Genomic DNA, 8,005 nt, shown 5'->3' with positions numbered 1-8,005 from the left:
AGCACAAGCTCTCTCGACAGATCGTTGACGACAACCAAGCGGTGATCGTCGAGACGCTGAAGGTCGGCAACATGATGAAGAACGCCAGGCTCGCCAAGCACATCGGCGATGCGTCCTGGTATGCCTTGACCACCAAGCTGGACTACAAGGCCAGGGAGCAGGGCAAGCATCTGGTCAAGATCGACCCGTGGTTTGCCAGCTCCAAAACCTGCCATGTCTGCCAGCACAAGAGGGACGCCATGCCGTTGAACGTCCGGTCGTGGGAATGCCCGACCTGCCACACACAACATGACAGGGATATCAACGCGGCGCTGAACATCAAGCATCAAGGCATAGTAAAGTTGAAGGCGGAAGGGCTGTCCGTCTCTGCCCATGGAGGCTTGCGTAAGTCCGGCACATCGCCGGCTGCTGCCTGAGAAGTGGGAAGCCTCGCCCGTGGCGCGTCAGCGCTTAGGGCGGGGAGCAGTCACACATGGGGCGTGGTCCGCACCCGTGGCCCCCCAAGATTGGAGGACATACCGTGGAAGCCTCAACGTTCAAGATGTTTGAAGGCCTGCTGATCATCGGCGCAGTGGTGGCGTTTGCCATCTGGCAATTTGGTTCCCTGCGTCGGGATCGGGAGGAACGGGACCGGCGCCGGGCCGAGGAGCAGAAGACATCCAACCACTCAAAACATGACTGACGGGGAACCGAATTCATGAAAATCCTCATCACCGGGGGCACTGGCTTTGTGGGCGCCCAATTGATCCGACGCCTGGTTGCCCAGGATTGTGAATGTGTGGTGCTCACCCGCAATACGGCGAAGGCCCGGCGCAAGCTGGGTACCATGGGCTGTCAATTTATTTCATGGGATACCCGTTCACCCATCCCCAAAGAGGCCTTCGAGGGGGTGGACGGCGCGGTGAATCTGGTGGGTGAAAGTCTGGCCAGTCGTCGTTGGAGTGCCGAGCAGAAAAAACGCATTTTCGATTCCCGCATCGAACCTACCCGGCATCTGGTGGAAGGCCTCAATGAACATGCCCCCCAGTGCAAGGTGCTGGTTTCTGCCTCTGCCATCGGCTATTACCCGGTGAATCTGCCGGATCGTCTGACCGAGGACAGCGAGCCTGGTGACGGATTTCTGCCGGATATCTGCCGCCAGTGGGAAGAGGAGGCCACCCACCTCAACCCCCGAAGTCGGGTGGTGATTTTGCGTTTTGGTGTGGTATTGGGGCGGGATGGTGGCGTGATTGGCAAGTTGTTGCCGGTGTTCAAGATGGGGCTGGGCGGTCCCGTCTCCGATGGCAGCCAGATGATGAGCTGGATTCATCTGGAGGATGTCATCGGTGTCACCCTCCGCGCCCTGATCGATGATGCCATGTTCGGCGTCTACAATGCAGTGGCCCCGGAGCCGGTGACCAACCGGGCGTTCTCCAAGTCCCTGGGTCATGCCCTGGGGCGCCCCGCAGTGTTAACGGCCCCGGCCTTCATGCTGCGCACGGCCATGGGCGAAATGTCCACGGTGGTGCTGGATTCTCAAACCATCTCTGGTGACAAGCTGCTGGAGGCGGGATACGAGTTCCTGTATCCAGATATCGACCAGGCCATGCACGAGATTGCGTCCGGATGATCATTCGCCACTGGGATCCCATGGCGGTCCTGATTCTGGGATTGCCTGTTGTTGCACTGATAGCCTACGGCAGTTTTTTCGCCAGGGAATTTACCACAGGCTACGCGCCTCCCCTGGCCAGTCTTGCGGTCCTGCTGGTGCTGGTGGGGATGCTGGTGGTCACCCTGTGGCGGCTGTCCCCCTTTTCCGTTTATCGTTTCCAGCATTCCCCGGCCCGGGTTGATATCCAGCATTGGCGGCCCTTTGGCCGTAGCCAGCATCGGGAATATGATCTGGCCAATGTGGAACGGATCAGCATCGAGCGCTACCCCTTTCACCGGGGTCATCGCTATGTGGTCTGTCTGAACCTGCGGGACGGACGCAAGATCATCGACGGTATGCCCGACGCGGCATCGCCCCAACCCATCCATGATTTTGCGGTGCGGGTGGCCCGGTTCTATGGCTTGGCGGAAGGTCCGCCACCGGATGGGACATAGCCGCCAGTCGGGATACCGTGATACAGCCTCGCTCCCGAAAACGGGAGCGAGGCATTGGGGCGTCGTCCGGCGGGGTTTCACCCTTCTACAACGGGGATCTTGCCGATGCGGCCACGCCATTCCTTGGGTCCGGTTTCATGGACCGAGGTGCCCCGGCTGTCCACCGCCACGGTGACGGGCATATCCTTGACCTCGAACTCGTAGATGGCTTCCATGCCCAGATCCTCGAAGGCCACCACGCGGGCGGCCTGGATGGCCTTGGAAACCAGGTAGGCGGCGCCGCCCACGGCCATGAGATAGACCGCCTGATTGTCCTTGATGGCCGCGATGGCCGCCGGACCCCGTTCTGCCTTGCCCACCATGCCCAGCAGGCCGGTCTGTTCCAGCATCTGGCGGGTGAACTTGTCCATGCGGGTGGCGGTGGTGGGGCCGGCTGGACCCATGACCTCATCCCGCACCGGGTCCACCGGACCCACGTAGTAGATGAAGCGGCCAGCAAAATCCACCGGCAGTGACTTGCCCTCGTCCAGCATCCGGGTGAGCCGCTGGTGGGCCGCATCCCGGCCAGTGAGCAGACGACCATTCAGCAGCAGTACATCCCCCGGCTGCCAACTGGCCACATCTTCCTGGGTGACGGTGTCCAGGTCCACCCGCTTGCCCTTGGAGGCGTCGTAGTCCAGTTGGGGCCAGTCTTCCAGGGAAGGTGGCGTCAGGACCGCCGGGCCGCTGCCATCCAGGTGGAAATGCACATGGCGGGTGGCGGCACAGTTGGGGATCATGGCCACCGGCAGAGAGGCCGCATGGGTGGGGTAATCCAGGATCTTCACGTCCAGCACCGTGGTCAGGCCCCCCAGCCCCTGAGCGCCGATGCCCAGGGCATTGACCTTCTCGTACAGTTCCAGGCGCAGTGCTTCCACCCGATTTTGCGGGCCGCGGGCGATCAGTTCATGGATGTCCACCGGGGCCATGAGGGATTCCTTGGCCAGTAGCATGGCCTTTTCCGGGGTACCACCGATGCCCAGTCCCAGAATGCCCGGCGGGCACCAGCCTGCGCCCATGGTGGGCACGGTCTTGAGCACCCAGTCGACAATGGAATCGGAGGGGTTGAGCATGGCCAGCTTGGACTTATTCTCGGAACCGCCACCCTTGGCGGCACAGATCACTTCCACGTGATCTCCCGGCACGATCTCCATGTGCACCACCGCCGGGGTGTTGTCGCGGGAGTTTTTGCGTTCGCCGGCCGGATCCAGCAGCACCGAGGCCCGCAGGGTGTTGTCCGGATGCTGGTAGGCCCGTCTGACCCCTTCATCCACCATGGCCTGCAGGCTCATGTCCGCTTCCCAGCGCACGTCCATGCCCACCTTGAGAAAGACCAGAGCAATGCCGGTATCCTGACAGATGGGGCGATGGCCTTCGGCACACAGGCGGGAGTTCACCAGGATCTGGGCCATGGCATCCCGGGCTGCCGGGGACTGCTCCCTTTCGTAGGCGGCGGTCAGGGCCTGGATATAATCCTGGGGATGGTAGTAGCTGATGAACTGGAAGGCATCGGCGATGCTCTGGATCAGGTCTTCCTGGCGGATGACGGACATGGAGAACTCCGGCAAATGTCTGCATTGAGGCGGCCAATCTTATCCCGATGTGGTTCCCGCGTCATGTCTTGCCGTCGGATGGCATGTTTCGGCTATCGTGACTGCTCCCCACAGGGCGCGTGTCCAATTCGCCCTCATCTGCTGTATTGTGGGAACATCAATTGTGACGTCTCCATTTCCAAGGATCTCTGACCACCTCCATGTGCGGCATCTGTGGCGAACTGAATTTCAACGAATCCCTTCCCCATCTTGAGTCCCTTCGGCGCATGCTGGACCGGTTGCGTCGCCGTGGCCCGGATCACGAGGGCAGTTATTCCGACGGCCCCCTGGCCATGGGGCATCGCCGCCTGTCCATCCTGGATCTGTCCGACCGGGCCAATCAGCCCATGCTGGACCCCGAGCTGGGGCTGGCGGTGGTGTTCAATGGCACCATCTACAACTTCCGTGAGTTGCGTCGTGAACTGGAAGATCGCTACCGGTTCTTTTCCAGCGGCGATACGGAGGTGATTCTCAAGGCCTACCATGCCTGGGGCGAGGACTGCGTCAAGCGCTTTCACGGCATGTTTGCCTTTGCGATCTGGGATCTGCGTCGGCGGCGCCTGTTCATGGCCCGGGACCGCATGGGCATCAAGCCCCTTTACTACAATCACACCGACCGGCGCCTGCGTTTTGCCTCCAATATCCAGGCCCTGCTGGCGGCGGGAGAGGTGGATACGGACATCGACCCGGTGGCCCTGCATCATCACTTCACCCTGCATGGGGTGGTGCCCGCCCCCCGCACTCTGTTCAAGGGCATAAGAAAACTGCAGCCCGGTCATACCCTCACCGTGGAGCAGGATGGCCGTACCCGGCTGCAACGCTACTGGCAACTGGAGGCCACCCGCTCCAGCCGGGAGTTGACCCCGGAGGCATGGACCGAAGCTGTCCATGATGCCCTGCGGCGCGCCGTCAAGAAGCGTCTGGAGATTTCCGACGTGCCGGTGGGGGTGCTGCTCTCCGGCGGCCTGGATTCCAGTCTGCTGGTGGCCCTGCTGGCGGAGTCGGGGGCGACGGGACTGAAGACCTTCACCGTGGGGTTTGAGGATCAGCCCGAGGAGAAGGGCAGTGAATTCGAGTTTTCCGACCCGGTGGCCGAGCGCTATGCCACCGAGCATCATCGCTTCCATGTGCCCAATGACCAGGTGCTGGCCCGTCTGCCCGAGGCGGTGGACCAGATGGCCGAGCCCATGGTGGGGCAGGATGCGGTGGCCTTCTACCTGCTGTCGGAGCAGGTGTCCCGGCACGTGAAGGTGGTGCAGTCGGGGCAGGGGGCCGATGAGGTTTTTGCCGGGTATTTCTGGTATCCACGCATGGCGGCGGAGACGGAAGGGAGCCGGGTGGAACGCTTCCGCCGGCATTATTTCGACCGGGACCAGAGCGAGTTTGCCCGCATGGTGAATCCGGCCCTGGTGGGAGAGGATCATACGGCCCTTTTGATCGAGGCAGCCCTGAACGAGCCGGGCGCGGACACCTTCCTGGATGCGGTGCTGCGTCTGGACGTCACTACTTTGGTGGTGGATGATCCGGTCAAGCGGGTGGACAACATGACCATGGCCTGGGGGCTGGAGGCCCGGGTGCCGTTCCTGGATCATGAACTGGTGGAACTGGCAGCCCGCATGCCGCCGGCGCTGAAGCTGGCCCAGGGGGGCAAGGGGGTGCTCAAGCAAATCGCCCGGGGGCTGTTGCCGGATATGGTCATCGACCGCCCCAAGGGCTATTTCCCGTTACCGGCCCTCAAATACGTGCGCGGGGAGTTTCTGGACTTCATGAAGGATATCCTCAATTCCCGGACCTGCCGGGAACGGGGACTGTATCAACGGGCCTATGTGGAGACCCTGCTCAAGGCCCCGGAGCAGCATCTGACCCGCATCCAGGGCAGCAAGCTCTGGCATCTGGCCCTGCTGGAATTCTGGTTGCAGCGTCAGGGGATCCACGCCGGCTAGGCGCCGGCGCCTGGAACAGCCCCATGGTCATGGGCTGATGCCCAAATTTGCCCCGATGGGGCTTTTCATCAACAGGAGGTCAAACGAAGTGGACGCTCTGGATCGTATCAGACAGCAGGTGGAGGAAAACCCCGTCATCATTTACATGAAGGGGACGCCCCAGTTCCCCATGTGCGGCTTCTCCAACCGGGCCGCCACCGCGCTCAAGGCCTGCGGGGCGCCCTTTGCCTATGTGAATGTGCTGGCGGATCAGGAGATCATGCAGACATTGCCCGACTTTGCCGACTGGCCCACATTTCCGCAGATTTATATCAAAGGCGAGTTGATCGGTGGCTGCGATATTACCCTGGAGATGTTTGAGTCCGGGGAACTGCAGCAAAAGGTTTCCGAAGCCACTGACGCTTGATTTGTTTTAACCAGACGGTATCTGCCGATTCCAGCGGTTCATCACATCGCAGAAGATATCGGCCGTCTTTTCCGCATCGTAGGTGGCGGAATGGGCTTCCGCGTTGTCCCAGGGCAGGCCGGCCTCCCTCACCGCCTTGGCCAGCACGGTCTGCCCGTAGGCCAGTGCCGACAGGGTGACGGTGTCCAGGTTGCTGAAGGGGTGAAAGGGATTTCGCTTCACCTGGGCCCGCTCCGCGGTGGCGTTGACAAAGGCCAGGTCAAAGCCGGCGTTGTGCCCCACCAGGATGGCCCGGGTACAGTGATTGCGCTTGATGTCCTGGCGGACCTCGCGAAACACCCGTTGCAGGGCCTCGTCCTCGGGCAGGGCGATCCGCAGGGGGTGCCAGGGGTTGATCCCGTTCACTTCCAGGGATTTGGGATCCATGTTGGCCCCCTCGAAGGGCTGGACATGGCAGGACAGGGTCCGGTCCCGCTGGATGAAGCCGTCCTTGTCCATGCGCAGGAACACGGCGGCGATCTGCAGCAGGGCGTCGGTTTTGGGATTGAAGCCGCCGGTTTCAACATCCACCACCACGGGCAGAAAACCACGGAAACGATTGCCCATGGGGCGGAAGTTCAGTTCGTCTGTCATGGCCGCTAGATTACCAGCTTCCAGTCCAGCGTGCCGCCGGCCCGCATGGGCACCACCGTGGCATCCGCGAAGGGGTAGGCCTCCGGCACGGTCCAGGTTTCCCGCCGCAGGGTGATGACGTCATCGTTCACCGGCAGGCCATGGAAGGCGGGGCCGAACAGGCTGGCAAACCCTTCCAGCTTGTCCAGGGCGCCGGCCTGCTCGAAGGCTTCGGCATAGAGTTCGATGGCGGCCGGGGCGCTGAAGATGCCGGCGCAGCCGCAGGCGGATTCCTTGGCGCCCTTGGGATGGGGTGCACTGTCGGTGCCCAGAAAGAAGCGGGGATGGCCCTCCGCCAGAGTGGCCATGATGGCCGCCCGGTGGGTTTCCCGCTTGAGTACCGGCAGACAGTAATGGTGGGGCCGCAGACCGCCCTGGAACAGGGTATTGCGGTTCATGAGGATGTGCTGGGGGGTGACCGTGGCAGCCACCCGCTCCGGCCCCTGGCGCACGAAGTCCACCGCCTGGGCCGTGGTGATATGTTCCAGGACCACCTTCAGGCCCTGGAAGCGCTCCACCAGCGGTGCCAGCACCTGCTCGATGAACACCGCTTCCCGGTCGAACACGTCCACCCCTGGGTCCGTGGCCTCGCCGTGGATCATCAGCGGCAGCCCCAGATCCTGCATCGCCTGCAGGGTGGGGTAGGTGTGGCGGATATCGGTCACGCCGGCATCGGAATGGGTGGTGGCACCGGCTGGATAGAGCTTTGCACCGAAGATGATCCCGCTGTCCACCGCCTTTTTGATCTCTTCCGGCGAGGTCTTGTCGGTGAGATAAATTGTCATCAATGGTTCAAATGACATGCCCGCCGGCACCGCATCGAGAATGCGCTGGCGATAGGCAATGGCCTGCTCCACATTCACGATCGGCGGCTTGAGATTGGGCATGATGATGGCGCGGCCAAAACATCGGGCAGTATGTGGCACTGCACTATCAAGGGCGCTCCCGTCCCGCACATGCAAATGCCAGTCATCGGGGCGTCTGATACGCAGTTCCTGGATTGTCGTCATTGGGTCGCTGTGTCCTGTTTTTATTGCACAAATGTGTTGCAGTGAAGCATGAAAAGCGGTGTTCCCATTCCTTGACCTGCCGGCATAAAAGCTAGAACATGATTAAACCAACGGCAGGGTCCGACGGTGAATTGACCGCTGGATGTGAACCGAATTGCCGCGTTTCAGGTCGAGATTTGATAGGGACATAAAAATAATAAAAGTCCGTTCCGAATGATATCAGCAAGTACCCCGTTTTGTCTGAACCACATCCCCATG

General features: G+C 61.6%; 9 protein-coding genes. 6 read left to right on the top strand and 3 right to left on the bottom strand.

Features of this window, described 5'->3' with window-relative positions; translation table 11 throughout:
• The 4 genes from BMX62_RS09030 to BMX62_RS09020 form a co-directional block, all read left to right on the top strand.
• Positions 1 to 416, top strand: a 416-nt coding sequence (locus tag BMX62_RS09030; protein ID WP_143339666.1) for an RNA-guided endonuclease TnpB family protein, incomplete at its 5' end; no start/stop codon positions are given.
• A 104-nt stretch (positions 417 to 520) separates the two neighbouring features.
• A complete protein-coding gene (locus BMX62_RS12850) occupies positions 521 to 682 on the top strand; it encodes a hypothetical protein (protein ID WP_156055388.1) in 162 nt (53 codons plus the stop codon).
• 15 nt (positions 683 to 697) lie between these two features.
• Positions 698 to 1,609, top strand: a complete 912-nt coding sequence (locus tag BMX62_RS09025) for a TIGR01777 family oxidoreductase (protein ID WP_090207674.1) — start codon at positions 698 to 700, stop codon at positions 1,607 to 1,609.
• Positions 1,606 to 2,085: a hypothetical protein gene (locus tag BMX62_RS09020; protein ID WP_090207669.1), complete on the top strand. Its 480-nt coding sequence runs from the start codon at positions 1,606 to 1,608 to the stop codon at positions 2,083 to 2,085. The genes BMX62_RS09025 and BMX62_RS09020 overlap by 4 nt, the downstream gene beginning before the upstream one ends.
• A 77-nt stretch (positions 2,086 to 2,162) precedes the next feature.
• Here the strand turns inward: BMX62_RS09020 and BMX62_RS09015 are convergent, their stop codons facing one another.
• The gene (locus BMX62_RS09015; protein ID WP_090207664.1) at positions 2,163 to 3,677 is read right to left on the bottom strand and encodes a fumarate hydratase; all 1,515 of its coding nucleotides are present in this window, start codon (positions 3,675 to 3,677) and stop codon (positions 2,163 to 2,165) included.
• Between the two features lie 200 nt (positions 3,678 to 3,877).
• Here BMX62_RS09015 and BMX62_RS09010 point away from each other — a divergent pair, with 200 nt between their 5' ends.
• Both BMX62_RS09010 and grxD read left to right on the top strand, forming a co-directional pair.
• The gene (locus tag BMX62_RS09010) at positions 3,878 to 5,659 is read left to right on the top strand and encodes an N-acetylglutaminylglutamine amidotransferase (protein WP_090207661.1); all 1,782 of its coding nucleotides are present in this window, start codon (positions 3,878 to 3,880) and stop codon (positions 5,657 to 5,659) included.
• Between the two features lie 88 nt (positions 5,660 to 5,747).
• Positions 5,748 to 6,065 carry a Grx4 family monothiol glutaredoxin gene (gene grxD / locus BMX62_RS09005; protein WP_090207693.1) on the top strand — a complete coding sequence of 106 codons (318 nt, stop codon included), beginning with the start codon at positions 5,748 to 5,750 and terminating at the stop codon, positions 6,063 to 6,065.
• A gap of 6 nt (positions 6,066 to 6,071) precedes the next feature.
• Here grxD and rnt read toward each other — a convergent pair whose 3' ends face one another.
• Both rnt and pyrC read right to left on the bottom strand, forming a co-directional pair.
• A complete protein-coding gene (gene rnt / locus BMX62_RS09000) occupies positions 6,072 to 6,698 on the bottom strand; it encodes a ribonuclease T (RefSeq protein WP_090207658.1) in 627 nt (208 codons plus the stop codon).
• A 5-nt stretch (positions 6,699 to 6,703) separates the two neighbouring features.
• Entirely contained in the window at positions 6,704 to 7,747 is a 1,044-nt protein-coding gene (gene pyrC / locus BMX62_RS08995) for a dihydroorotase (RefSeq protein ID WP_090207656.1), read from the bottom strand.
• Positions 7,748 to 8,005: the final 258 nt, after the last annotated feature.

Origin of the sequence: Ectothiorhodospira magna, assembly GCF_900110965.1 — a bacterium.
In the GTDB taxonomy this organism is placed as follows: domain Bacteria; phylum Pseudomonadota; class Gammaproteobacteria; order Ectothiorhodospirales; family Ectothiorhodospiraceae; genus Ectothiorhodospira; species Ectothiorhodospira magna.
This window is presented reverse-complemented; position numbering and strand designations above follow the sequence as displayed.